22 protein-coding genes are annotated in these 23,745 nt (G+C 52.6%); 13 read left to right on the top strand and 9 right to left on the bottom strand.

The window, feature by feature from the left end; translation table 11 throughout:
• Positions 1-54: 54 nt before the first annotated feature.
• The 3 genes from ACFODX_RS05215 (at position 55) to ACFODX_RS05205 (ending at position 4,320) form a co-directional block, all read left to right on the top strand.
• Entirely contained in the window at positions 55-1,326 is a 1,272-nt protein-coding gene (locus tag ACFODX_RS05215; protein ID WP_378116755.1) for an ABC transporter substrate-binding protein, read from the top strand.
• A gap of 11 nt (positions 1,327-1,337) precedes the next feature.
• Entirely contained in the window at positions 1,338-3,344 is a 2,007-nt protein-coding gene (locus tag ACFODX_RS05210) for a methyl-accepting chemotaxis protein (protein WP_378116753.1), read from the top strand.
• An 85-nt stretch (positions 3,345-3,429) separates the two neighbouring features.
• Complete coding sequence (locus ACFODX_RS05205; RefSeq protein ID WP_378116751.1) at positions 3,430-4,320, top strand: hypothetical protein; 891 nt, start codon at positions 3,430-3,432, stop codon at positions 4,318-4,320.
• Between the two features lie 47 nt (positions 4,321-4,367).
• Here the strand turns inward: ACFODX_RS05205 and ACFODX_RS05200 are convergent, their stop codons facing one another.
• The 7 genes from ACFODX_RS05200 to ACFODX_RS05170 form a co-directional block, all read right to left on the bottom strand.
• On the bottom strand, positions 4,368-4,799 hold the full coding sequence (locus ACFODX_RS05200) for a group I truncated hemoglobin (protein WP_378116749.1): 432 nt from the start codon (positions 4,797-4,799) through the stop codon (positions 4,368-4,370).
• The gene (locus tag ACFODX_RS05195) at positions 4,799-5,701 is read right to left on the bottom strand and encodes a DUF3034 family protein (protein WP_378116747.1); all 903 of its coding nucleotides are present in this window, start codon (positions 5,699-5,701) and stop codon (positions 4,799-4,801) included. Before ACFODX_RS05195 ends, ACFODX_RS05200 begins: the two co-directional genes overlap by 1 nt.
• Positions 5,694-8,021 (bottom strand): putative bifunctional diguanylate cyclase/phosphodiesterase, encoded by a 2,328-nt coding sequence (locus tag ACFODX_RS05190; RefSeq protein ID WP_378116745.1) that lies wholly within the window; start codon positions 8,019-8,021, stop codon positions 5,694-5,696. The genes ACFODX_RS05195 and ACFODX_RS05190 overlap by 8 nt, the downstream gene beginning before the upstream one ends.
• Before the next feature lie 12 nt (positions 8,022-8,033).
• Positions 8,034-8,687, bottom strand: coding sequence for a methylamine utilization protein (locus ACFODX_RS05185; RefSeq protein ID WP_378116743.1), 654 nt, complete (start codon positions 8,685-8,687; stop codon positions 8,034-8,036).
• Positions 8,684-10,417 (bottom strand): sensor domain-containing diguanylate cyclase, encoded by a 1,734-nt coding sequence (locus tag ACFODX_RS05180; RefSeq protein WP_378116741.1) that lies wholly within the window; start codon positions 10,415-10,417, stop codon positions 8,684-8,686. Before ACFODX_RS05180 ends, ACFODX_RS05185 begins: the two co-directional genes overlap by 4 nt.
• Before the next feature lie 146 nt (positions 10,418-10,563).
• Entirely contained in the window at positions 10,564-11,214 is a 651-nt protein-coding gene (locus tag ACFODX_RS05175; protein ID WP_378116739.1) for a thiol:disulfide interchange protein DsbA/DsbL, read from the bottom strand.
• Between the two features lie 187 nt (positions 11,215-11,401).
• Positions 11,402-12,085, bottom strand: a complete 684-nt coding sequence (locus ACFODX_RS05170; protein ID WP_378116737.1) for a c-type cytochrome — start codon at positions 12,083-12,085, stop codon at positions 11,402-11,404.
• Between the two features lie 224 nt (positions 12,086-12,309).
• On the opposite strand from ACFODX_RS05170, the gene yihA reads away from it, so the two are divergent.
• Positions 12,310-12,954, top strand: coding sequence for a ribosome biogenesis GTP-binding protein YihA/YsxC (yihA, locus tag ACFODX_RS05165; RefSeq protein WP_378116735.1), 645 nt, complete (start codon positions 12,310-12,312; stop codon positions 12,952-12,954).
• A 546-nt stretch (positions 12,955-13,500) separates the two neighbouring features.
• Here yihA and polA read toward each other — a convergent pair.
• Positions 13,501-16,287 (bottom strand): DNA polymerase I, encoded by a 2,787-nt coding sequence (gene polA / locus ACFODX_RS05160; protein ID WP_378116733.1) that lies wholly within the window; start codon positions 16,285-16,287, stop codon positions 13,501-13,503.
• 402 nt (positions 16,288-16,689) lie between these two features.
• On the opposite strand from polA, the gene ACFODX_RS05155 reads away from it, so the two are divergent.
• Together ACFODX_RS05155 and ACFODX_RS05150 are read left to right on the top strand one after the other, a co-directional pair.
• Entirely contained in the window at positions 16,690-16,947 is a 258-nt protein-coding gene (locus ACFODX_RS05155) for a hypothetical protein (RefSeq protein ID WP_378116731.1), read from the top strand.
• A 344-nt stretch (positions 16,948-17,291) separates the two neighbouring features.
• The gene (locus ACFODX_RS05150; protein WP_378116729.1) at positions 17,292-17,606 is read left to right on the top strand and encodes a hypothetical protein; all 315 of its coding nucleotides are present in this window, start codon (positions 17,292-17,294) and stop codon (positions 17,604-17,606) included.
• On the opposite strand, the gene ACFODX_RS05145 is transcribed toward ACFODX_RS05150, so the two are convergent.
• Complete coding sequence (locus tag ACFODX_RS05145; RefSeq protein ID WP_378116727.1) at positions 17,565-18,521, bottom strand: zinc ABC transporter substrate-binding protein; 957 nt, start codon at positions 18,519-18,521, stop codon at positions 17,565-17,567. The two genes, ACFODX_RS05150 and ACFODX_RS05145, sit on opposite strands and share 42 nt — an antisense overlap.
• Before the next feature lie 157 nt (positions 18,522-18,678).
• On the opposite strand from ACFODX_RS05145, the gene ACFODX_RS05140 reads away from it, so the two are divergent.
• From ACFODX_RS05140 to ACFODX_RS05110, 7 genes are all read left to right on the top strand, one after another.
• Entirely contained in the window at positions 18,679-19,185 is a 507-nt protein-coding gene (locus tag ACFODX_RS05140) for a Fur family transcriptional regulator (RefSeq protein ID WP_378116725.1), read from the top strand.
• Positions 19,178-19,999 (top strand): zinc ABC transporter ATP-binding protein ZnuC, encoded by an 822-nt coding sequence (znuC, locus tag ACFODX_RS05135; protein ID WP_378116723.1) that lies wholly within the window; start codon positions 19,178-19,180, stop codon positions 19,997-19,999. Before ACFODX_RS05140 ends, znuC begins: the two co-directional genes overlap by 8 nt.
• A complete protein-coding gene (znuB, locus tag ACFODX_RS05130; protein ID WP_378116966.1) occupies positions 19,992-20,777 on the top strand; it encodes a zinc ABC transporter permease subunit ZnuB in 786 nt (261 codons plus the stop codon). Before znuC ends, znuB begins: the two co-directional genes overlap by 8 nt.
• A gap of 147 nt (positions 20,778-20,924) precedes the next feature.
• Positions 20,925-21,152, top strand: a complete 228-nt coding sequence (locus ACFODX_RS05125) for a hypothetical protein (RefSeq protein WP_378116721.1) — start codon at positions 20,925-20,927, stop codon at positions 21,150-21,152.
• Between the two features lie 83 nt (positions 21,153-21,235).
• Complete coding sequence (locus ACFODX_RS05120) at positions 21,236-22,090, top strand: UDP-2,3-diacylglucosamine diphosphatase (RefSeq protein WP_378116719.1); 855 nt, start codon at positions 21,236-21,238, stop codon at positions 22,088-22,090.
• A 121-nt stretch (positions 22,091-22,211) separates the two neighbouring features.
• On the top strand, positions 22,212-22,739 hold the full coding sequence (locus tag ACFODX_RS05115; RefSeq protein WP_378116717.1) for an RNA polymerase sigma factor: 528 nt from the start codon (positions 22,212-22,214) through the stop codon (positions 22,737-22,739).
• A gap of 11 nt (positions 22,740-22,750) precedes the next feature.
• Positions 22,751-23,740: a FecR family protein gene (locus ACFODX_RS05110; RefSeq protein ID WP_378116715.1), complete on the top strand. Its 990-nt coding sequence runs from the start codon at positions 22,751-22,753 to the stop codon at positions 23,738-23,740.
• The last annotated feature ends 5 nt before the right edge of the window (positions 23,741-23,745 follow it).

Here is a 23,745-nt window from a genome sequence, read left to right as displayed (position 1 = left end):
GAGTGCCGGGGCAACCTGATCAAAATAATAATCATCTGTTTGCGAGATTCGGTTATGGCTCGTTTTACCCGCATTGACCTGTGGCTCAGCCGCTTGGCCTCCATGTTTAGCATCGCCCTTGGTGTTGTATCCATTGCCTTCACCGCCAACATGGCGCAAGCCGCCGTTAACGGCGACATAGTTTTTTATTCCAACCGTGTGGATCTTGCCAATAACGGCAACTATGCGCGCTGGGTGCGCGAATTTCAGGCCCAGTACCCGGAAGTGCGCGTGCGGGTGGAGGCGATTGCCGATTACGAAGCCGCCATGCCCAAACGTTTTGAAGCGCGCAACTACGGCGATGTGATGCTGGTGCCGCGCGACATGCCCAAACAAACTTATCCAAAATATTTTGTGCCGCTTAACGATTTGCAGCTGGACAATAAAATTTATTTTGCCGACAACTGGGCTTACGAGGGCAAACACTACGCCTACACCCAGGGCGTTATTGCCGAAGGGCTGGTGTATAACAAACGCGTATTGCAAACCGCCGGCATCAAACAGCCGCCCACCACACTCAGTGAGTTGATGGCACAGGCCGACCAACTCAACGCGGCGGGCATAACCCCAATCGCCATGAACATAGGCGCCGCCTGGCCCTTGCAACAGTGGGACAAAGCCGTCATGGCGCTGGCAAAAGATGGCAACTACTTTGCAAAAATGATTGATGACAGCCAGCCCTTCAACCCGGGCAAACCCTATTACCAATCACTCAAGATAGCGCACGATTTATTTACCAAAGGCTACAGTGAAAGTGATTTCATTTTAAATAATTGGGAGCTGTCCAAACGCGAGTTTATTAGCAACAAAACCGCCTTCTTTTTTCTGGGCAATTGGGTCATCCCGCAATTAATTGAATCCGGTATGCCCAGTGCAGACATTGGTTTTATTCCCTTCCCTTTTGATGCCGCAGCAACGCCCAAGGCGATTTTAAATTTTGATTGGGGCATGGCAGTAAGTCGCTACAGCAAACATCCGGCAGCGGCCAAAGCCTGGATCGATTTTATTATTAGCAAATCCAATTTTGCCGACGTAGCCGGTTTTATCCCCACCGATAAATCGCGCAGCGCCACCATGCCGCAATTAACCGAGTACATGGCCTATAAACCAGAAATCATTCAGGCCGCGCCGGAGAGCAATGATTTTATTCGTATGGCGAATAAAGCCGGCATGGATTTCATGAGCGGAAATTATATTCGCAATATTTTAATAAGCCCGGATTTTGAAGGCAGCATGCAGTACTGGAATAAACGCTGGCGCCAAGCCAAAGAAAATTTTAATCACTAGGAGTCCTGGTTATGAAAAATATTTCTATTGTTGCGCAGGTTATTTTTGGTTTTGCGATTTTGCTGGTGCTGCAATTACTGGTTGCCGCGTTCAGTGTAAAAAGTCAGCGGCAGCTATCGGGTAATATCGATTTATCCTCCGGTTTGGTCACACCTTTATTACAGTCCAGTGCGTTGATAACCCAAAATTTACAAGGGGCAGCCCAAGCGGTTAGCCAGCACGCGGCCGAACAGGAAATTCGCAACCTGAAAAAACTGCAAACAACCTTTAATGAATACCGCGCAGGTTACGCACGCGAATTTAAGGATGCACAAGAATACGCCAGCGATTTTCCCGACGTTGATGATCTGCTCGGCGCCCTGGATGAAACCACCAGCCTGACCTTTGCGCGCGCTGAAGCTCACCTGCGCGCCCATGAACAATTGCTGCGCACCAGGGAGAGCGAATTTGCCGCGTTAAAACAATTTGAAGATAAATGGCAATATTTCAGCGCTGAAATGAAAGACATTCGTTTTAATATGGCCGATGCCGATATGGCGGTAAATTGGTTATTAACGTCCGTTGAGCAGGATGCACATGAAGCATCGGCACTGCTGGCAAAAGTGCCCTCCATTCGCGAGCCAAGCCAGCTCGCTGCCACCGCCAATGAGCTGGGTTATTTTTGGCAAAATATTGCGCGCAAAGTGCAGGTTATTAGCAAGCGTTTTCCCGCTGTTGCCGAGCCTTTGCAAAAGGTCACTAACATTCTTAAAAAACATATCACCGCTGAAGACGGTGTGTTACTCCAGCAACAACAACTCTTGCGCTCGGAAGCAGAAAGCCGTCGGCTGTTGGACGAACTGGTGCAACAGTTAGCCGTGAGTATGGGAAAACTGGAAGCGTTAAACCAACATTTAAAATCGCTCTCGGACAATTCCAGCAGTCACACCAAAGCGGCACTGTCCAGTGGTGGCACAACTATCTGGACAGTATTTTTTGTATCGCTGTTGGTGGGTGTTGCAGTTGCTGCCAAAGTGGTGTCGGGCGTGCGCAAGCCCATCAAACAATTGGTGCAGCGGCTGGACTCCCTCGCACAAAATGATTTGCGCGATAATCATGAAAAATCATCCTCCGGGGAATTTGGTGAAATTTCCGCATCGCTGGATAAACTCACTGGCAACCTGACACGCATCATCCGCGACCTTAAACAACAAACCGCGAGCTTGTTGCAAATGGCCGATGGCACCAGCCGCATCAGTTCCAATTCGCGCCGCCAGATTGATCACCAAAAAGCGCAAGCAGAAACACTGGCTTCAGCGGTGACTGAAATGGAGCAAACAGCGCGCGAGGTCGCCACTAATGCACGCGATACCAATAATGTGGTGTTTAGTATTTATTCCTCCACCAAATCCGGCCAGCAAGTGGTAAATCGCAATAAAGAATTAATTGGCACGCTCAATGACGAACTGAATGTGGCAGCCACTGTGATTGAAAGCCTGCGTAAAAATTCCGATGGCATAGGCTCGATTGTATCGGTCATTAATGGCATAGCAGCGCAGACCAATTTGCTCGCACTCAATGCGGCGATAGAAGCAGCCCGCGCCGGTGAGCAAGGCCGTGGTTTTGCTGTAGTCGCCGATGAGGTGCGCACCCTCGCCACCCAAACCCAGGCATCCACCGCTGAGATCACCGAGATGATTGCCAACCTGCAAGCCAGCGCCGTAAAAGCCACCGATATTATGCTGCGCAACAAAACCGTTGCCGGTTCCTGCGTGGAGCAATCGGACATGGCGAGCGATGCACTGCAAGGCATAGCCGCGGGGCTTGATCGCATCAAAGATATGACCGCGGCCATAGCGCAAGCCGTCAGTGAACAGAGTCACGTTGCCACCGAATTAGCCACCGGCGTTGTCAGCATGTCCGACATAGCCGATAGCGTGCAACGTGAAGCGGTGGAGCTGGAAACATCAAGCAGCGCGCTGCAGCAGATGGCCCAGCGTCAGGAGCGTGTGACAGGCAGTTTTGTTTTGCCGGCCTAAGCAAAGTGCCGGCCTGGTGCTAAGCTGTTTTAACACCACCGCTTTAACACTTTTGCTTTTAACACCACTGAATGGCAACCGCTGCATGCGCACATCTTTCTGCACTTACCAGATTGTATTGTTCATCCTGCTGTGGGTGGCGGGCACGGTAGCGGCTAAGGCTCCCCGGCAAGGCCTATTGCAAGTCAAATACATCGGCAATAACGAGCAGGTCAGCGAACAATATTATCTGGACCTTATCGATGCGGCGCTGGCATTAACACGCGCGAGTCACGGCGATTACCAAATTCATTTTGCGCAGGAAGACCTCAGCTCTGAACGCAAACACGAACTCTTAATCGCCGGAGAAAAATTGAATATTGATCGCCTGGTCGGCTTTCCTGCAGGCCTTGGCCCGCGCACTAAATTGGTGTGTATAGAACGCCCCATACTCAAGGGAGCCATGGGTTATCGCGTACTGCTTATCCATAAAAATAATCAGGAAAAATTTGATCAGGTTAATTCGTTGGAAACGCTGGCTAAATTACCTATGGGTTTCGGGCGCGGCTGGGAAGGGCATGTTTACGCCCATAATCAATTTACGCTTATCGAAGCGCACACCATGACCAATCTGTTGAAAATGCTTGCCGGCCAGCGCTACAGCTTTGTGCCTTTAAGCATTATTGAAGTGGAAGATAATTATCAATTGGACGGTAAACCGGCAGAGAATCTGGTGATAGAAAAAAATTTATTGCTGTATATGCCGCTACCTGTTTATTTTTGCGTGAGCCCGACAACCCCCGAACTTGCAGAGCGTGTGCAAATTGGTTTGGATGCTTTGGATAAATCGGGTGCAATGGATGAATTATTTCGCAAACATTTTGGCGCACGCCTGGCGCGCCTGGCATTAGCCAAGCGCCGGTTAATTCAATTAGAAAACCCCGATGCCAATGGCAGCTACCCCAAAGCCAACCACCAGTGGCTAAATAACTACTAAAAAAACTATTAATTAATTACTGACTGCTAATTACTGGCTACTGACTGCTACAGATAAACCACATCTTTATAGCTCGGCGCCAATTTGGCGAGCAGTTGGTTTTGTACCGCAACCGGAATACCACACTGCTCCATGGCTAAAATTAAATTATCCACCACTGCATTAAACTCGGTGTTGGTGTAGTTATAACCGGCGTGAATAATTTGCATGGAATCGCCCTGATATTCACAAGGCCCACCTACTTGTGCACACACATACAAGGCAAAACCGGCTTTAAATTTTTGCATATTCACCCCTTTAAAACGCGCCTTGATGCGTTCGTCCTGGGCGAAATTAACAATCATCTGATGGGTAATTTTGGTAATGCCTGCCTGCTCACCCAGGGCTTGGTAAAGTGAATTCCCTTGCGGCGCGCTGCTACATGCACAGAGCCACAAGACTATGCTCAGCCAAGCCCCACGTTTTAATTTATTCATCATTAAAAACTCCCCTGCAGCGACAAATACCAGCCCGTTTGATCTTTAAAAGTTGCCACCTCACCCAAGTCTACATACGCGGCGACCAGGGCCACTCGTTTGGTGGGAAACCACCCCACAAAAACCGTCTGCCAATCATCCTCTTTAATAAAGGATAAATTGTCAGGCTTCTGGCGATATTCAGTACCCACTAACCAATGGCGATTCACTAATACACCGGCTGATACTTCCGGCAATAATTCGTAGCTATTATTTTTATCGCCACCAAAACCTACCAACCCGGTTTGGTTGGCCTTGGTGTAACGCAAATTGCCATTGAGCAAAAGATTGCGATTAAAAAATCCACCCAGGATTAATTTGGTTGCGCTGAAATTAATATCGGTGCCCGAATCGTCTTTTGCGCCCACCGCTGCGGGCACCAAAAAATCCAGATTTTTTTTATGCTGTACACCAATGCTCAACTGCGGCATGGGTGTGTAAATTAAATCGCCCGCAATACGCACTTTGGCGGCAATAATGCGCTGGCTGATGGAATCGGTTGGCAAATGTAATGCGGCGGTGAGTGAATCATGGGTGAGTTTTTGTTGCGCAATAGAAAGCTCCAGGCGATTGCGCCAACTCCAACTGCCGCCCACCACTTCCAACTGGTAATCGCCAGTATCCACATAACTGGCAAATGCGGTTGCACTCTGCTCTTCCTGCGCGCCGTAGCCGGACAATACCGCCATAGGCACAATGCCACCGCCAGCGCTGCCTTCAATGGTGCTCGCGCCACCCGTCGCCAATAACCGGCTGCGCATTATTTTTTTATCGCTTGCCAGCTCAGTTGGGGTGGTTGCCTGTGTGTGAATCACCGGCAACAACAGTAACAGGCAAATCGCCCAAACAGATTGTGGCTTATTCATGCTGCAGCTCCGCAAGGTAGCGAGTAACCCAGCGAATAAATTCTTCCGCTGGCAAAGGTTTGCTATACAAATAGCCCTGGGCTGTGTCGCAGCCAAATTGGCTGAGCAGGGTTTTTATCGCTTCCGATTCAACACCCTCGGCGGTAATACTCAGGCCCAATGTGTGCCCCAAATCAATGGTTGAGCGCACAATTAATTGATCATCGGCGCTGGAATCCAGATTTAAAATAAACGATTTATCAATTTTTAATTCTGCAACCGGCAATTTTTTTAATTGCGAGAGCGATGAGTAACCTGTACCAAAATCATCAATCGACAAGGTCAAACCCAAATCGCGCAAGCGGCGCAAATTATCCAGGCATTTATCCGCCTCGCGCATAATTGCGCTTTCGGTAATTTCCAATACCAAATGTTCAGCAGGCACCCGCTGGGATTGAAGCAGCTCTGCCACATAAGCCGGTAAATCATCTACTAATAAATCCAGCGCCGATAAATTTACCGAGCAGCTGATGTGAATCTGTGCATCCAACAACCGGCGCAAATGCAACACGGCGGTTTTTAATGCCCAGCGCGTCAATAGGGTAATTTGCCCGGAGCTTTCAATCACATTAATAAATTCATCCGGGCTAATAAAACCCAGCTCCGGGTGATGCCAGCGCACCAGTGCTTCGCTGCCCAGTTTTTCCGGCTGATCCAAATTAATTTTAGGTTGGTAGTAGAGGCTGATCTGGCCGGCATTGAGTGAATGCTCAAATTCGCGGAACAAATGCAGGCGTCGCAAATGTTTTTCATCCCAACCGGATTCATACCAACAGCTGCGCTCCTCGCGCACACGGCCTTCATTCAAGGCGAGATTCGCGCGCCGCAACAACACATCGGCGGAATCAGCATCGGCCGGATAAGCCGCGACACCAATATTCATCTCCACACTGATTTGCATTCCATTAATCTGCAATGGGGTTTTAAACGTGGCGTGGATAAAATCCAGAATTTCCTGCACCGTTGTTTTGTCCGGCGCCATCACTATGGCCAGGAATTCATCGCTGCCCAATCGCAGCAATTCACTGTGGGTTAGCAGTCGATCAATTTTTTGGCCAACTTCGCGCAATACTGCATCGCCAATTTCCTGGCTTAACTCATCGTTGATCTGGCCAAAATTTTTAATATCGATAACTAACAAAAATACCGACTGACGCAATACGCCCGAGCGCGAAATAGCAGCCTGCAGATGCGGGAAAATTAACAGGCGATTGGGCAGGCCAGTGAGTGGATCATGTTCAGATTGGTAGAGCACCTGTTGCTCGCGCTCACCGATTGCTTTTTGCATAGTGATAAATGCAGCGGCCAAATCCCCCAATTCATCATTGGATTTCACCACAATCGGCGTGGCATAAAATCCACCGGCAATGCGCCGCGCAATAGTTGCCAACAGAGTGACCGGGCGCGTCACACTGCGCGCTAAAAATAGTGCCGCTATGCCGGCCAGCAGCGAAAATACCAGCGCCAATACAAACAACTGCCAATTCAAATGGGAGAAATGTGCAAGCGCATGGCTGAGGGGAACTTGCAATACCGCCACCAGTTGTTGGTTTTGGCGCGCCGCGGGCACCGCGAGCGAAATAAAATCATCGTAGATAAATACTTCACCCAGTGTTTGTTGTGCCAGTTGTGTCACTAGCAGGTTGGGTTGATCATCTAACAAGGTGCCGTTGAGATATGTAAAACCCGCGGATTGTTGTCGCACAAACGACACTTCCAACCCGGTCAATTTGCGCAGCTCTGCACTGAACTCCTGTTTGATTTCAAAGCCCATGCCGGCCAGCCCTATGACCACCGGCGCTTTTACCGTAAACATCACAAATTGATAGGCGCGCCCATCGATAAAAATAATATCGTAAGCCTGACCGCGCGCCTGCGCCTGGGCTTGTAGCGCTGCAAATTCTTCATTCACCTGCACCGCAAAGGTTTCATCACTGGCAATTAATTTACCATCGCGACTGATGAGCACACCTATATCCGCTTTGACCCGCGCCGAGTGATTTACCAGTGCCGAGGCAATGGTTTTTTCATCGCTGGTGGCGACCGCATCTTTAAACCCAAAATCTTCCGTTAATACTTTTACCGAGAGCGCCAGCTGTTCAACATTTTTTTGCATCACGCGGGTAAACAATTCACCGCCGGCCAACAATTCCGAGCGGGCATTATGAGTGACCGCTTTGTTGATGATCAGCCGTGTCGCAAAATAAGAAACGGTTTCCAGCACAATCACTAACCCGATTAAAAAGGCGAGCAATTTAAACAGGTAGTTAAATTTTGGCATGATCTATTCCGGTTAAAACAGTGTCGATAAATCGTCTGCCGGCGCTGTTGCATCGGCCTCGTTTAACTGAGTCAACTGGATTTGTTGATGGTGGTTTTTGCCCGCGTCAAGTTGCACCGCAATGGGCGCAAAATCCTGCTGCAAGCGCGGGTGGAATACTTGCATTTGATAGCTACCCGCTGGCGCATTTATGCTGAGCTGGCCGCGCGCATCGGTCACTGCAAAATATTCAGTATCTACTACATAAATATACGCGAGCATTGAGTCGTGGATATTACAGCCCAGCACTACCGTGCCGGCTTTATCAAACAGCACTGGCTCTGCACTCAAACCGTGATACAAACGCAATTCAAATTTTTTCGCGGGCGAAAACGAATACACATGGTGGCGCACATCGTCACTGTTGGGAAAACGCACCTGGGTATTGGTGCGAATTGCCAGCACATGGGGCACAAACATATTTTGTCGCTGATCCATGACAGCTGCAGGCAAGCTGCTGTAATCAGGCTGCTGTGCGGGAATCAAGGCAACAACCGCATCCTCCAGCGGCATAGACTGGTTATCCACCACCCGCGCGGTAAATTCCAGCGCCATCAGGCTTGCCGGATAGATAAAACAACAGCAAATAAACAACTGTATTGCAAAGCGGGTTACACGAATGTTCATCTGGGCAAATCCTCCAGTAATTCACAGCGATTGCGCCCGTTTGCCTTGGCCTGATACAACGCTTTATCGGCGCGCTCAAAGGCACTGACTAAATCATCGCCGGTTTTAAATTCAGTAAGCCCAATAGATACGCTAATGGAAAGCGGTTGGTTCTTATAATTGAACGCCGCGTTGGCAATTGCCTCGCGCAATTTATCCAATACCTGAAAGGCTGCACCGGCATCGGTTTCCGGCATCAGTGCCACAAATTCCTCGCCGCCATAGCGACAAAAAAAGTCGGCTTCACGCAAGCGTTTGGCAATGGAGCGGCCAATCACTTTAATGACCCTGTCGCCCGCTTGATGGCCAAAACTGTCGTTAATTTTTTTGAAAAAATCTATATCAAAAATCGCGATGGTTAGCGGCCGCTGGTAGCGCTGCCAGCGTTGAACTTCCAAGGCTGCACGCTCGCTGTAGGCTTCGCGGTTGGGCAGTTCCGTGAGCGGATCGTGCAGGGCTTTATAGCGATGTTTTTCCAGGCTGCTGCGGTTTTGCTCAGCCTCGGTTTCCATGGTTTTTATTTTTTCGCCGAGCGATGCCAGTTGCTGCGCTAACTGCTGTTGGCTGCTTTCGTTTTGCTGATAGCTGTCGAGCGCCTGCCGAATATTGCCAATCTGGGATTTAACCCGGTCTTTCAGTTGATTGATGTCGGTGGCGCTGCTGGCGGTGCTTTCAAGGTCGTTCATCTCGCGCATCACATCGTTTTGTAATTTGCGCGAGGCGGCGAGTTCCTGTTGGTTATGTTTAACCGCGCCGCCGAGCAGGGCATAGATCTCCGCCAATTCCTGATTGACGTTTTTGAGGTAGTTGCCAAAGGCCTGATTAGCCGCCAGATAGGCTTCCATGACCAGATCGCGCACTGCTTCCAGGGTGGGAATCAGCGCCGTCTGCGCCAAGCCTTGGGCCACTTGCAGGCGAATCGCCTCCACCTTGTCTTTTATCACCACCTCATTTTCGAGGCTGAGCAAAAACTGATTGAGCACCCGCGCAATTTCTTCGGCATATTCTGGCGCCAGCTCGGGCACCTGGGTTTTGGCGCGAGGGTTAATATTCAGCGCCACACGCGCCTCTTCACGGTGCTGCTCCAGCGCCGCGTGGGTCTCCTCCGACATGAGTGCATCGGGGTTATCCATATCCATCGACTGCTCAACCGGCGGCGCTTTAGGCTCAGGTTTAGCGCCCAGCAGACGATCAAAAAAACCAGTTTTGGGCTGTTCGATTTCGATTAACGCGCGCTGCTGTATACCCGCCAACTCCTGCAACAGTGCAGGGTAGAGGCGCACTTTTTTACTGCGCTGAGGCAGCTGGGCAAGGTAATCGCCCAGGTCTTTTTTGACCGGCCGCGAGAGTTTGAATTGCTGCAGGGGTTTGGCGATATCCATCAAGGCCTGACGCACGTCCTGGGAGCCCTGCTCGCGCTGCTGTTCAAAGGTCAGTGCCGCGCGCTCCAATTGCTGCAGCAGGTTCGCCATATCCAGCGCGGTCATATCGCCCCGCAGTTTCTCGCGCAGGTTGCCCAAGATCTTATCCAATACTTCATCCTGACCATCGGCCGCCACACTCACACGCACCAGCGCACTGCGCAGTAGCGCTTGCTGTTCGGCAAAGCGTTTTTCCAACTGATCCTGTTCATCCAGCGCGTTCAGGTATTTCTCGCGCCAGTTATTCTTGTCACTGTTATTTGTTGTCATACAAACTCTGGAAAGCTGCTCGGTTGGGGCTTTAGGGGAAGATAAGGTTGAGTATAGCCAGTGCCGCTTAAATCACCCTCGCTGGCCATAAAAACAAAAAACCCGCGCGGCGGGTGCGGCGCGGGTTTGGGTAAACAAGCTGGCGATTACTGCGCTGGTTTTGCAGCAGCGCGCTCGGCACGAACCTTGGCAACCAGGAAATCCACCACTTTTAGCATTTCGGCGTGGCCACCCGCCAAGCGGGAGCTGATGCGGTATTTACCATCCACCACCATTTCCGGTGTACCGGTGATTTTGTAACTGCGGGCGCGGGCTTCAGCTTGCTTGATTTGGCTGGTCACACCAAAGGAGTTGTAGGTGCTGAGCGCTTTGGCTTTATCCACACCGTAGTTGGCAAAAAAGTCTGCCCATTGTTCAGCGCTGCCCAGGGGTTTGCGCTCCAGGTGCAGGGCATTGAATACGGCCATGTGGGTTTTGTCTTTGATCTTCAATGCAACCGAGGTGTAATAACCGCGCACCAGTGGCTCCATTTGCGGGTTCCACATCGCATGGGTCTGGCTCAGGTATACATCGCTATCCTGTTTTTTTTCCCAGGCGTGTAACAGCGGTTCAAAATCAAAACAATGCGGGCAGGAATAGGCAAACACTTCAGCCACTTCAATTTTGCTGGGGTCGGCGGTGCGCACCGGGGTATCCAGAATCACATAATGCTGACCTTCTTTATAAGTATCAGCCGATTCCTGGGCACAAGCACTCAGCGAAAACACCAGCCCCAATAGGGCAACCATAATGCGCATAAACCGCTCCTCAAATTTGTAGTTGTTGGTTTGACAAGTGAATGAACTCGGGGCTTAGTCCGACAAGGCACAGACTAGTTCCCAAACTGGGCCGGATTCTGCGACCCGTGGTGGCATCTGTAAAGGGCAGGCACAAAAAAGGCGACCGAAGTCGCCTTTTTTAACACTCGTTAACTATCCACCCGGATCAATGCAGACCGGCGATGTAGTTGGCCAGCGCTACGATTTCCGCATCGCTTAACTGGGCGGCAATAGTGCGCATAGTCATTTGGTCGCCGTCATTGGTGCGGTCACCCGCGCGGAAAGCGCGCAGTTGCTTTTCAATATACTCAGGGTGTTGACCACTCAAACGCGGGAAGCCTGCGGCCGAGTTACCTTTGCCGTCTGGCGCGTGGCAACCGGTACAAGCTGGCACACCAGTGGCGATGTTACCGGCACGGAAGGTGCGCGCACCCAATTCCATGGCGTTAACTTTCAAACCCGAATTGACCTGTACTTCCAGCTGTTTGGAGCCTGACAACTGGGTAGTTTGCGCGGCGTAGTGCGCGGCGATATCAGCCAGATCCTGATCGTTCAGGTTAGCCAGTAAACCCACCATTTCCGGCACTTTACGGCCAGTAGTCGCTTTCTTGGCGGCGTCTTGTTCCAAATCCCAGGCTTGGATGTCCTGCAGTTGTTTCAGCAAGTATTTCTCGCCCAAACCAGCCAATTTCGGGAAGGTTCCAACCATGCTGTTGCCATCGGCACCATGGCATGCGCCACACACGGCAGCCTTGGCTGCACCTGCTGTAGCATCACCTGCCGCCAGAGCGCCCTGGGCAACCGCTACCAGACCCAGTGATAAAAGTGCATTGCGTACTATATGTTTCATTGGCTAATCCGATTTGATCGATGAATCTGCTTGTTATGCGTGCGTCTTTACAAGGCGGTTATACGCAGCAACTTGGGGTTAAGTTCGCTTAATCACCGGCTGACAAGCTACAATCCCACCCCTATTCCGCATGAATCCCGCTTTTGGCGCGCACGGCGGCCCGAAAAGCGCCGGCATTATATTACCAACGCGCTAATAACACACTATTTTGAAGGGTTATTATCTTGACCGAGATCGTATTTACCAAGGCTTATTTCACCAAGAGCGCGCCCAGTATTCGCGAATGTCCGCCGGAAACTGGCGCGGAAGTCGCCTTTGCTGGCCGCTCCAATGCAGGTAAATCCAGCGCCATTAATGCACTGACTAATCAAAAGCTGGCGCGCACCAGTAAAACCCCGGGGCGCACCCAACTGATCAACTTCTTTAACCTGAGCGACAACCAGCGCTTGGTGGATTTACCCGGTTATGGCTACGCCAAGGTATCACGCGAGCAAAAGGAAAAGTGGCAGCGCGACCTGTCGGAATACCTGCAAAAGCGCCAGTGCCTGAAGGGACTGATACTGCTGATGGATATACGCCACCCGTTGCAGGAGTTTGATACCACCATGCTCAACTGGGCGATCAAGGGCAATATGCCGGTACATATACTGCTCACCAAAGCCGACAAACTTAGCCGCATGCAGGCCAACAACTCGCTATTTGCCGTGCAAAAACAGCTTAAACAAGCCAATTTGGACAAGCTGGTGAGTATCCAGTGTTTTTCCGCACTCAAGTACGCCGGGTTGGATGAACTGAAAGCCAAACTGCAAGGCTGGCTGGCGCCCGAACCAGCAGCAGACATACCGGTAGTGACAGAGACACCACACTAGCCATGAGCCTGGGTGGGCAGGGGTTAGTGACTGCGAGCGAAGCCAATAACAAATAAATAGCCGCGTAAAAATAAAAAAATCCGATGATTCAGAAAATCATCGGATAAAAACTGGCGCCCTTGGGGTGACGCCAGATGGGCTAGAGTAAAACAATCAAAACGGAGAGAAGAACACACGTTAAATCAATAAGTTGGCTTAACTGACTTATCTGACACAAAGCCCGCCGATAAAGTTCAGTGAAATTTCAAAAAACCCCCGACTGCCACATTGTTTGCACAATTGAGTGACTTGTATCACTGTTTTCGCGCCCAATCGGGTAAATAACAGGCAAAAAAAACCCCGATAAAATCGGGGTTTGCTTAGCTCAAAACACTTCATGCTCAGCTGGCTTAAACGCCATTAGGGGAGGAGTTAGCTCATGATCGTAAAACACACATAACTCAGACCAAGCCCCACTCAAATAAGTTCAAACTTTTTTCAAAAAAACTTTCACATTTTTTTGTTATTTCAGCAACGCCAATGAAATCAAGCGCTTAGCTTGATGAACTAGTGCGCCTCATCCCAATTTTTACCCACACCAGCCTCCACCAACAGCGGCACCTTCAAGCTGGCCGCCGCTGACATGCGCGCGATCAACCCTTCGCGCACTGGCTCCAACTGGGCTTCAGCGACTTCCAGCACCAATTCATCGTGTACCTGCATGATGATTTTGGCATCCAACCCCGATTCATCCAGCCAAGCCTGCACCTTGATCATGGCGGTTTTGATGATATCGGCCGCTGTGCCCTGCATAGGGGCGTTAATTGCGGTGCGCTCGGCACCCATCTGCAGGTTTTTATTTTTGGCGTTAATCTCGGGCAGATACAGGCGGCGACCAAACAGCGTCTCCACATAACCCTGCTCATGGGCCAAAGCGCGAATATTATTCATGTAACGCTGCACACCGGGGTAGCGCTCAAAATAGCGGTCAATATATTGCTGCGCTTCGTTGCGCCCCAGATGCAACTGTTTGGCCAGACCAAAGGCCGACATGCCGTAGATCAAACCAAAGTTAATTGCCTTGGCGCTGCGGCGCATTTCCGGTGTGACGGATTCCAAGCTGCAACCAAATACTTCCGCCGCCGTGGCGCGGTGTACGTCCAAGCCTTTTTCAAAGGCACTGAGCAAACCGGCGTCGTCCGACAAATGCGCCATGATGCGCAATTCAATTTGCGAATAGTCGGCTGCCACTAATTGATAACCTTCCGGTGCAATAAACGCCTGACGAATGCGTCGCCCTTCTTCGGTTTTAATCGGAATATTTTGCAGGTTAGGATCTTGCGATGATAGGCGCCCGGTTGCCGCCACGGCCTGATGATAACTGGTGTGAATTCGGCCAGTGCGCGGGTTAATTACTTGCGGCAATTTATCGGTGTAGGTCGATTTTAATTTTGCCAAACCGCGATATTCCATCAGTACTTTTGGCAAAGGGTAATCCAGCGCTAATTCTTGCAACACTTCTTCAGCGGTGGAGGGCGTACCTGTCGGTGTTTTTTTTATGACCGGTAATTTTTGTTGTTCAAATAAAATAGCGCCCAATTGTTTGGGCGAACTTAAATTAAATTCCTGCCCGGCAATCTCATAGGCTTTGCGCTCCAGTTGGGTTAAGCGCTCGCCCAATTCAATGCTGTGTTTGCCGAGCAAATTGGCATCTACCAAGGCACCGTTACGTTCAATACGCGATAGCACTGGCACCAAGGGCATTTCAATATTTTCAAATACACTTTTTAGCGATTCAATTTTTTCTAACTGCGGCCAGAAAAATTGGTGCAAGCGCAAAGTGATATCGGCATCTTCCGCGGCGTAGTGGCCGGCATCTTCAATTTTTAATTGATTAAAACTGAGTTGCTTAACGCCCTTACCGGCTAATTCTTCAAAGGTGACGGTTTTGTAATCCAGATAATTCTGTGCAAGGTCATCCATATTGTGGCGACTGCCAATGGAATTCCACACGTAGGATTCGAGCATGGTATCGAAATAAATGCCGCGCAATTCAATGCCGTAATTGAGCAACACACTGCGATCATATTTTAAATTCTGGCCAATTTTTATTTTGTTGGCATCTTCCAAAATAGGCTTTAATTGTTCCAGCACCCAATCCAAAGGCAATTGTTCCGGCGCGCCCATGTAATCGTGAGCGCAAGGTACATAGGCAGCAACACCGGCTTCAATCGCAAAATTTACGCCGACAATTTTGGCATCCATAATTTCCAGCGCGGTGGTTTCCGTATCAAATGAAAATGCGCTGGCGTTTTGTAACCGTTGCAACCAGTCGGCGAACAATTTCTTATCGAGAATAATGTCGTAGCGAACCTGACTGGGCGCCGCCGCGACAACCGATTCGGTTTGTTCTGGTGATGCAGCGGGCGAATGTGTTTGTGGCGCTGCAGTGGCTGGTGTACTGGCTCCATCACCCACTTCTTTTACCCAGCTTTTAAATTCCAGGTCTTCAAATAATTCACGCAAGCGCTGATTGTCAGGCGGCGACAATTGAATCGCCTCTGGTGTCAGTGGCAATTCCACATCCACTTTAATCGTGGCGAGGCGATAGGACAGATACGCCATATCGCGATGCTCCAGTAATTTTTCCGGCATGGTTTTGGCGCCGCGAAACGACAGGCTGCGCACTTTTTCCAAATCGGCATAAATCGCATCCAAACTGCCGATTCCCTGAATTAAACCCTGCGCGGTTTTTTCACCGACACCGGGCACACCGGGAATGTTGTCTACCTTGTCGCCCATCAGCGCCAGGTAATCAATCATCAACTCGGGGCCAAAACCGTATTTGGCATGCACACCGGGAATATCCAACACCGTTTCGGTCATGGTGTTCACCAATGTGACGTGCTCGTTGACCAGCTGCGCCATGTCTTTATCGCCGGTGGAGATAATCACATCGCGTTTTTGCTCCGTAGCTTGGCGCGCGAGGGTGCCAATCACATCGTCGGCCTCGACACCTTCTATCACCAATAGCGGCAACCCCATGGCGCGCACTATGTCGTGAATGGGCTGCACCTGCGGGCGCAAATCCTCAGGCATGGGCGGGCGATTGGCTTTGTATTCAGCGAACATCTCATCGCGAAAGGTTTTGCCCTTGGCATCAAATACCACCGCGATGGGACTGTGCGGATAGTCCTTCACCAAGCGGCGCATCATATTCACCACACCTTTTACCGCGCCGGTGGGCTGGCCTTTGGAGTTGGTGAGCGGCGGCAGGGCATGGTAGGCGCGGTATAAGTAGGAAGAGCCATCGACAAGTACCAGGGGCGGCTGGGTTTGAAGGGTAGTGGTCATATAAGGTATCTGCGTTCAAGGACAAAACAGGCCGCAGGATACACCAAACCCGGCCTGATCGAGCCAGCGCCGGAGGTGCGCCCCACCCCAGTAACACACCAATAAAGACGGCCCACCCAAAAGTGTTACCCATTACAAAATGTGTTACCAGACGACAAGCTTCCGCCAATTTCTAGCATTTATCGCTAACCAACGGTATTTATTCACATTTTTTAATTTTAAATAACAAAAAGATTTAACCGCAGGCTAGCCATTTAAATTTTATCTGTTACCATGAGTAACATCTGGTAACAAAAACTTAACCGGTAATTGTTACCGGGACGCTGTACCTAAACTTTACCCAAGACAACAAGGTTGCTCACAAGGCAACTGGAATTGAATGATCCATCGGAGGAACCCACGATGAAAAAGACCGCACTCGTATTTGCAACACTGTTACTGACTGCCACCGGCGCCTATGCCGATGACACCAAGAATCAAGAATTGACCCTGGCCGCTGCCGATTTAGGTGTAAAGGCGACTTGGGTTGAAACCCAGGAAGACGCTGAAGCGCGTATCGCTGAAGAATTGACCGCTAAGGAAGATGCTCTGAACGACAAGGCTCACGCCAAACTGGAAGAGCAGCTGGAAGCCAAACTGGCCAAACGTTTTGAACTTTGATTGTTGACCTTGATTGACGCTGTAAGTGCAAATTGTAGCCGGCTCGGTTAGTCACCTTGCCGGTGAGCTTGAAACAAGCTGTCGTACTGACTACCCCTTATTTTCTCCTCGTGTATTGGCCCTGCATTTGACCCTTTCCGGTCACTGCGGGGCTCTTTTTTTGTAGGCAGTCACAGTTTTGCAATTTGGCAGGGCAAAAACCGGTTATCCCCGACCACTCGCCTAGACTGCAATAGATACGGGCGTTGTAGAGCCCTTGCGTGCAGAGGTATCAGTCACAGCAAAAGATCCGGTGATGGTTATTCCGACCAGCTATTAACCTTTTTTATGCACAGGACTGTTTTATGGATACGCTCATTTTTTCCCAAACGGCGATCTTTCGTATGCAGCAACTCGCCAGCTGCCTGTATCACAAAACCGGCGTGCGCCACCGCATGGCAACCCAGGAGGGCATGCTGGAGTTATTGCGTAATGGCGGCGCCTCTCGCGATGCCGAAGTACGCGAATACTACGACGCGTTTGTACTGGAATTAAACAAGCGCCAACTGGATATGCTGGAAGCGCGCAACGTGAAATTGCGCAAACCTTTCCACGGCACAGTGACCAGCCTGGGCAACTCAGCGACCGGTGCGCGCGGCAGTATCCGCAAGACAGGTTAAAAAACTCTGCCCCAGATTTTCCATCAGCAACTGATAACTGGAAATCGCCTCGGTGCCTATGGCATCGAGCCACCCCAGCCTTAAATTCATTTTACGCGCCATATCTTCCAGCGATTGGGTGTTATGGTAAGGCTCAAGGAAGAGGCAAACTCCCTCCCGCGCCAATACCGAGCGCAGCTCCTGTAGATGTTTGGCTCCCGGCCGGCGCTCAGGCACCAAGGTAAAATAAGCCAATTGATGCAGCCCGTAGTGGCTGACAAAGTGGCTGTAACCCTCGTGATAAACCGCAAAACCCAATTCTTTCACCGGTGCCAACTGCCCGGCCAGCCGGGCATCCAAGGCCAATAATGAAGCGCTAAAGCGCTCGGCGTTGTGCGTAAATTGCGCTGCCGCTGCCGGCTCCAACGCACCCAGACGAAGCGCTAACTCGCGGGCGATAACGGCCGCATTGCGCGGGTCCAGCCAGATATGGGGGTCGCGCCCGGCATGCTGATGCTGGTCCTGGCTGGTATGTTGGTGATCGTGTTCACTCATCTCAGGCCAGAACAGGGCCTCCAACTGGTAGCTGGTCATCACCTTGTGTGCCGGTAGCTTGGCCAGTGGTCGCGCCAGAAAGCTCTCCAACTCCGCACCCACCCAGAGCACCAGATCGGCATCCTGCAGGCGGCGATGATCGGACATTTTGAGCGGGTAATCGTGCGCTGACGCAGTAACGGGGAGCAGCGTATCCACCTGCGCCAAATCCCCCGCGACTTCGCGGGCAATGAGCGCCAGGGGTTTGATACTGGCCAACACCTGCGGCTTGGCAACGGCATGTTTTGCCGTGATACAGAGACTCAAGATCGACAACACCAAGAGCAGTACACCAAAGCGATACGCCGGGCGAAGTATTAAATCCAAACGGGGAGAACCCATGATTGCAAATCCGTAACACAGGATGATGGAGCGCGGCGGCAAAACCCATGTCCGCGCAAAGGTTATATAGTAACATAGCCCACAGATCCGTCGCTTGCCCAGCAACCTTCCGGGGCACGACCTAATTGACCTCTCGCCCTGCCCCGGTGAATAGCCTATGGAACATACACCTCTCGCCTGTAGTCACCACGACCACGGTCACTGCATTAGTGATGCCCTGGAGTCGGCGCGCCAGCTCTGCCTGAGCCGCGGCGTGCGCCTGACTGATTTGCGCTTGCAGGTGCTGGAGCTGATTTGGCAAAACCATAAACCCCTGGGCGCCTACACCCTGATGGAGATGCTGGCCAAAGCCAACACCCGCCGCGTCGCACCGCCAACCGTGTATCGCGCGCTGGATTTCCTGCTGGAGCAGGGTTTGATCCACCGGATTAATGTGCTCAATGCCTTTATTGGCTGCCCATCACCGGGCACCAAACACCAGAGTCATTTCCTGATTTGCCGTCACTGCGGCATCGCCGTGGAGTTGGATCAACCACAGCTGGGTGAGCAAATTCTGGCGGTCGCCCGGGATGCCGGTTTTACCGTGGAAGCGCAGGCGCTGGAAGTCTCCGGACTCTGCGCCAATTGCGTTAGTCACGCCGCGGAGCCAGGCCACCATGACTGATTACCTGATTAAGGCGCGCGGGCTGGGTGTGGTGCGCAACGGGCGACACATCCTGCAAAACGCTGACCTGGATATTGCCGCCGGCAAGATTGTTACCCTGATCGGCCCCAACGGTGCGGGCAAAACGACGCTGGTGCGCGCCGTGCTCGGGCTAATCAAGGTGGATCAGGGGCAAATTGAAACCGCACCGGATTTGCGCATCGGCTACATGCCGCAAAAATTGCATCTGGACGCCAGCCTGCCGCTGACCGTTGCCCGATTTCTCGCGCTGGGCGGTAAAGCGCGGGTGGATCTGGGCGAGATACTGGGGCTGACGGGCATTTATAAGCTGATCGATATGCCAATCCAATCGCTTTCTGGCGGTGAAACCCAGCGGGTACTGCTCGCCCGTGCACTCTTGCGCGACCCGCAATTGCTGGTACTGGATGAACCGGTGCAGGGTGTGGATGTGGGCGGCCAGGCGGCGCTTTACGCCCTGATCAACGATATTCGCAACCAGCGCCACTGCGGGGTTTTATTGGTGTCGCACGACTTGCATTTGGTAATGGCAACCACCGATACGGTGATTTGCCTGAACCAGCACGTCTGCTGTCAGGGGCACCCGGAACAGGTCACTAACCACCCCGCCTATCTCGCACTCTTTGGCGACAGTTTCGGTGATGGGGGCGATAAGGCCGGTGCCCAGCTGGCGCCCCAGGTCGCTATTTATACCCATCATCACGATCACCAACACGACGCCCACGGCAATGTCATTCAGGGCAAGGGGCCCGATGGCGCTTGCGGCGATACCTGTGGACACCATCACCATGGCTGATTTTTTACTCCTCGCCCTGCTCGCCGGTATTGCGGTGGCACTGGTTGCCGGCCCTTTGGGTGCCTTTGCAGTCTGGCGGCGCATGGCATACTTTGGCGACACCCTGGCCCACTCGGCGCTGCTGGGTGTGACCTTTGGTTTGCTGCTGGATATCAACCTCAACCTCGCCATCGCCCTTGGCTGCCTGCTGTTGGCACTGGTGTTGGTGGCGCTGCAACACAACCGCTTCCTCGCCACCGATACCCTGCTGGGCATTCTCTCCCACTCCACCCTCGCGCTTGGGCTGGTCTGTGTCAGTGTATTCAGCGAGAGCCGCATCGACCTGCTCGCCTATTTATTTGGCGATATTTTGTCGGTCAGTCAGGGCGATGTGATCAGCATTTGGGTGATTGCGGTGGTAGTGCTGGCAGCCTTGATATGGCTCTGGCGGCCGCTCTTGGCCATCACCGTGCATGAAGAGCTGGCGCAGGTGGAGGGCATAGCTGTAGTGCGGGTGCGCACGGCGCTGATGTTATTGATGGCATTGGTGATTGCCATTGCGATGAAAGTCGTCGGGGTGCTGTTGATTACCGCGCTGCTGATTATTCCCGCCGCCGCCAGCCGCCGCCTGAGCAAGACACCGGAGCAAATGGCCATTATTGCCAGCCTGCTGGGGATGCTGGCAGTAGTGGCAGGTTTGGCGGCCTCCTACTTTTGGGACAGCCCTGCCGGGCCAGCCATAGTGCTCTCCACCACCGCCATCTTCTGCCTCACCTTGTTGAAAAAACAGCAGGCCTGATGCACAGATTGTGTATTTTGTAAGCCAAAGCGCACAAACAATCGGGAGATTTGCGACTGTTTTCACATTCCTGCCTGACCGATAATGCCATGCGTTGTGCCGCATCCAATGGCTGGAGTGGCAGCTAAATCAGCAAGGAACGAGTCGATGACGACCCTCAATATTGGCAATCAGGCATACAACTCCCGCGATGTTGCGCAAAAACTCCAAAACGACATAGGTTTTTTGGAATCGCGTATCGCGCTGCTGCGCCAGCAGCCCATTCCCAACCAAAAAGTGCTGGAAACCTACGCCCAGATGCTGGAAAGCCGCCGCGCTGTACTCGGCTGGATAATGGCGAATGAGCCTGCATGGGCGCTGCACAAGCAGGGCTAGCTGTCACCCAAAGTTCATCAAAATGTTGTGTTTTCGTCATCTTTTCGGCGCAGTATGCGGCGAAACAGCTCAGGAAACGCATTATGAACATCGCTGCCAACCCGCTTGCTGCCGCCCTGCCACAACCCCCGGTTACTGCCGATATTCCACCTAAACCCACCGCCAGTTTGATCAATGCGCGCACTGTGTGGATCTCCGATATCCACCTGGGTTTTCGCGACTGCAAGGCCGACTACCTGCTGGATTTCCTCAATCGCATCCACTGCGACACGCTGTATCTGGTGGGCGATATTGTCGATTTATGGTCGCTCAAACGCCGCTTCTGCTGGCCCGCCAAGCATTACCAGGTGATGCTCAAATTCTACGAACTGGCGGCCAAAGGCATGCGCGTCGTCTATGTGCCGGGCAATCACGACGACCCCATGCGCCATTTCAGCGGCGAGTTGTTTGGCCCTATCGAAATCGCCCACGAACACGAATATGTGACCGCCGATGGCAAGCGTTTGCTGATCATGCACGGCGATGCGATGGACGCCTACATCAACCACAGCTGGTTAAAACGGGTAGTTGGCGATCACGGTTACGAACTGCTGCTGTTTATCAACCGCTGGTCTGACCGCCTGCGCAAGCTGGTGCGCCGGCCCTATTTTTCCCTCGCCGGGTTGATTAAAAGCAATATCAAAGGCGCCAAGGCAGCTATTGCAACCTACGAAAAAGAAGCGCTGGCGGAAGCCAAACGGCGCGGTTACGACGGTGTGGTCTGCGGCCATATCCACTACCCGGCGCTGCGCGAGGAGGCGGGTTTGCGCTACGCCAACTGCGGTGACTGGATCGAAAACTGCACCGCGCTGGTGGAGGATCACCAAGGCGTCATGCGCCTCCTGCACCACAGCGATACCATTTACTGGCAGGAGCTGGAGCAATTACAGCGCGCCTGAAGTGCGAACCTGAAGTGCCGATTTGAAGTGCCGATAAGAGCCTAAAACTGGCACCTCACTCATCGAATTGTCATATTTACTGATTAAGCTGGCGCGCCAGTTAATTGCGAGACTTGCCGCCATGCTTGATCCTCACCGACCTAGCCTTGAGCCAGCGCCTCTGGATGAGCGCCTGACCTCTGCAACTGGCCCGCTCAAGCGCTATATCCAGCGAATTGCACCGAACAGCAGCGATGCAGCAGACATCTACCAAGAATCTGTACTACGGGTGATTGAACAGGCACGCGCCCAGCCGCTGCGCAACCCGCTAGCCTACGCCCTGCGTATTGCCCGCAACCTGCTACTTGGCGATAACAAACGCCAGCTATTGTCGCTGGACAACCTGGACGAGCTCAGCAACCCCCTCACTTGCCCCGCCCCCTGCCCCGAGGAGCACACCAGCCAGCGTCAGCGCGCGCAACTGCTCAGCGGTTTTTTGGCGACCATGCCGGCGCAGCGGCGCGAGGTGCTGCTTCGCCGCCGCCTGCAGGGTGAATCGCGCGAGCAAATAGCTGCCGCCATGGGCCTGAGCCAGGAGGCCGTTAAAAAACACATGACCCGCGCACTCGCCGATTTACAGCGCTTTCTCGATCATCACCGCCAGTTTTAAGCCCTGCACCTATGACCTACAGCTCCCTGAACCAACCCGACGACGAGGATTACCAGACAGCGGCCGAATGGCTTGAGCTGCTGGGCGAACAACCGCTGGATGAACTGTCCAAACGCCGCCTGCTGCACTGGCTGGAGTCCAGCCCGACGCGACGCGCCCTGTTCGAGCGTATGCTCAACAGCTGGGCCGACCCGGCGCTCACCCGCGCGGCGCAGGCCGTGACACAAGTGAATCGCCCAGCACGCGCCCAACCCGCCGCCGATTTCCGCCGCGGTGCCCGTTGGGCGCTGTGTTTTAGCCTGTGCATCGCCCTGCTGGTGAGCAACCGTTTTTTAAGCGAGGCGCCAGCAAGCAGCAAAACCCTGCCTTTTGCTACCGCCACCGGTATTCGCCACGACTTGCAGCTTGAGGAGGGATCGCTGCTGGAGATAAGCCCCGCCAGCCGCCTTGCCATTACCCTGGATACCACCCGGCGCCATGTGGAACTGCAGCAGGGCGCGGCCTACTTCCGCGTCGCCAAGGACAAAAACCGCCCCTTTGCCGTCAGTATCGGCACTGCCAGTGTGGTGGCGGTGGGCACTGAATTTAATATCGACAAACTGGCGCAGGCGACTGAAGTCACCGTTTACGAGGGCGCCATAGACCTGCGCGCGCACCCCGATGACCCGCCGACGCGACTGGTCGCGGGGGATCAGGCGCAGGTCAGCGCCAGTGGCATCCGCTTGCAAAAAGTAGAGCTGGCCGGACTGGTGGATTGGCGCTCCGGCTGGCTGGAATTGCACGAGGGCAACCTGGGCCTATTGGTGGAGCAGCTCAATCGCTACAGCCCTAACCCTATTCAACTGGCCGACCCGGACTTGGCCGCGCTGCCGCTGGCTGGCCGCTTTCAGCTGAAAGATGTGGCCGCCAGCCTCGAACTGCTAACCGAATTGCACCCGCTGGAGCAGCGCCGCATCAACCAGCAGGGTGTCGCGGTCATCCAACTGGCGGCGCGCAACTAGGCCGC

Source organism: Cellvibrio fontiphilus, from assembly GCF_042646205.1.
In the GTDB taxonomy this organism is placed as follows: Bacteria; Pseudomonadota; Gammaproteobacteria; order Pseudomonadales; family Cellvibrionaceae; genus Cellvibrio; species Cellvibrio fontiphilus_A.
This window is presented reverse-complemented; position numbering and strand designations above follow the sequence as displayed.

Bases quoted from the DNA above. Each gene is read 5' to 3' on its own strand.
- ACFODX_RS05215 (WP_378116755.1), top strand. From the start codon at position 55: ATGGCTCGTTTTACCCGCATTGACCTGTGGCTCAGCCGCTTGGCCTCC.
- ACFODX_RS05210 (WP_378116753.1), top strand. From the start codon at position 1,338: ATGAAAAATATTTCTATTGTTGCGCAGGTTATTTTTGGTTTTGCGATT.
- ACFODX_RS05205 (WP_378116751.1), top strand. From the start codon at position 3,430: ATGCGCACATCTTTCTGCACTTACCAGATTGTATTGTTCATCCTGCTG.
- ACFODX_RS05200 (WP_378116749.1), bottom strand. From the start codon at position 4,799: ATGATGAATAAATTAAAACGTGGGGCTTGGCTGAGCATAGTCTTGTGG.
- ACFODX_RS05195 (WP_378116747.1), bottom strand. From the start codon at position 5,701: ATGAATAAGCCACAATCTGTTTGGGCGATTTGCCTGTTACTGTTGTTG.
- ACFODX_RS05190 (WP_378116745.1), bottom strand. From the start codon at position 8,021: ATGCCAAAATTTAACTACCTGTTTAAATTGCTCGCCTTTTTAATCGGG.
- ACFODX_RS05185 (WP_378116743.1), bottom strand. From the start codon at position 8,687: ATGAACATTCGTGTAACCCGCTTTGCAATACAGTTGTTTATTTGCTGT.
- ACFODX_RS05180 (WP_378116741.1), bottom strand. From the start codon at position 10,417: ATGACAACAAATAACAGTGACAAGAATAACTGGCGCGAGAAATACCTG.
- ACFODX_RS05175 (WP_378116739.1), bottom strand. From the start codon at position 11,214: ATGCGCATTATGGTTGCCCTATTGGGGCTGGTGTTTTCGCTGAGTGCT.
- ACFODX_RS05170 (WP_378116737.1), bottom strand. From the start codon at position 12,085: ATGAAACATATAGTACGCAATGCACTTTTATCACTGGGTCTGGTAGCG.
- polA (WP_378116733.1), bottom strand. From the start codon at position 16,287: ATGACCACTACCCTTCAAACCCAGCCGCCCCTGGTACTTGTCGATGGC.
- ACFODX_RS05155 (WP_378116731.1), top strand. From the start codon at position 16,690: ATGAAAAAGACCGCACTCGTATTTGCAACACTGTTACTGACTGCCACC.
- ACFODX_RS05150 (WP_378116729.1), top strand. From the start codon at position 17,292: ATGGATACGCTCATTTTTTCCCAAACGGCGATCTTTCGTATGCAGCAA.
- ACFODX_RS05145 (WP_378116727.1), bottom strand. From the start codon at position 18,521: ATGGGTTCTCCCCGTTTGGATTTAATACTTCGCCCGGCGTATCGCTTT.
- ACFODX_RS05140 (WP_378116725.1), top strand. From the start codon at position 18,679: ATGGAACATACACCTCTCGCCTGTAGTCACCACGACCACGGTCACTGC.
- znuC (WP_378116723.1), top strand. From the start codon at position 19,178: ATGACTGATTACCTGATTAAGGCGCGCGGGCTGGGTGTGGTGCGCAAC.
- znuB (WP_378116966.1), top strand. From the start codon at position 19,992: ATGGCTGATTTTTTACTCCTCGCCCTGCTCGCCGGTATTGCGGTGGCA.
- ACFODX_RS05125 (WP_378116721.1), top strand. From the start codon at position 20,925: ATGACGACCCTCAATATTGGCAATCAGGCATACAACTCCCGCGATGTT.
- ACFODX_RS05120 (WP_378116719.1), top strand. From the start codon at position 21,236: ATGAACATCGCTGCCAACCCGCTTGCTGCCGCCCTGCCACAACCCCCG.
- ACFODX_RS05115 (WP_378116717.1), top strand. From the start codon at position 22,212: ATGCTTGATCCTCACCGACCTAGCCTTGAGCCAGCGCCTCTGGATGAG.
- ACFODX_RS05110 (WP_378116715.1), top strand. From the start codon at position 22,751: ATGACCTACAGCTCCCTGAACCAACCCGACGACGAGGATTACCAGACA.